Annotated in this window: 1 protein-coding gene; it reads right to left on the reverse strand. The window is 48.2% G+C overall.

What is annotated here, in order from left to right:
- Window positions 1-666: cadherin-like domain-containing protein (locus A3739_RS08790; RefSeq protein WP_156502499.1), on the reverse strand; the 666-nt coding region annotated here is incomplete at both ends.

A 666-nucleotide genomic window follows, 5' to 3' on the forward strand; every position in this document is an offset into this window, starting at 1 on the left:
ATTGTACCGTCCTCATTCATGCTGAAAGACGTATCCCCTGCAACTGGCGGGTCATTCACAGGAACAACTACAATATTCGCTTGGGCCGTATCGGTACCACCCTGACCATCAGACACGGTAAAGTCGACGGTGACATTACCATTGAAGTTCTCATTCGGTGCAAAGGTATATGTGTCATCTCCATTATCGGTGAAGATTCCATCCGTACCTGTGTATGTAACATCTGAGATACTCAGCGTATCACCATCAACATCCGATGCTCCCGTTAACAGATCCTCATCTGTAAGCGTGATCGTCCCGTCTTCGTTCATCTGGAAATTCTGATCCTGCGCGACCGGCAGATCATTCACTGGGTTCACTGTCAAATCGATATTGGCTGCGACTGTCGCTTCACCATCGAATATATCGAAACTAATATCGAGATCACCATTGAAGTTTGCAGCCGGTGTCAGCGTGAACGTCCCATCACCATTATCTGTAATCGTCAGTTCCGGATTGGCTGTCTGTAGATTCAACGCCGTGAGCGTATCACCATCCACATCACTCGCTTGCGCCAAGAGCTGCTCTTGGCTCAGTGTGATACTTCCATCCTCATCAATTGCATACGCCAAGTTACCTGAAACTGGCGGGTCATTCACAGGAACAACTACAATATTCGCTTGGGCC

This window comes from Oleiphilus sp. HI0067 (assembly GCF_001635735.1).